1 protein-coding gene is annotated in these 229 nt (G+C 67.2%); it reads left to right on the top strand.

What is annotated here, in order from left to right; translation table 11 throughout:
• Positions 1–229, top strand: a 229-nt coding sequence (locus tag GV790_RS30430) for a hypothetical protein (RefSeq protein ID WP_163818229.1), incomplete at both ends; no start/stop codon positions are given.

The raw sequence follows: 229 nt of genomic DNA, 5'->3' as shown, positions 1-229 counted from the left end.
CTTCGACGATCGCCGCGGCTTCGCCGCCCCGTATGGCCATCGCGGTCATCCTCGCCATTGGCACGACACCGACCGATCCCTTGCCATTGTCGGGTGCGAGCACGATTCCCGCGACCGCCGTCGGGCCCGGCGGGATCGTGCTGGTCGAGATCTGCCAGCCGTTCTATGCCGGTTCCGAGAACCCGGACATCCCGATCGAGGTGTGGCCGCCGGTGAAAGCCGCGATTCA

Origin of the sequence: Nocardia cyriacigeorgica (assembly GCF_010858045.1) — a bacterium.
In the GTDB taxonomy this organism is placed as follows: Bacteria; Actinomycetota; Actinomycetes; order Mycobacteriales; family Mycobacteriaceae; genus Nocardia; species Nocardia cyriacigeorgica_E.
The sequence above is the reverse complement of the archived record's forward strand: the minus strand, read 5'-3'. Positions and strand labels throughout refer to the sequence as shown.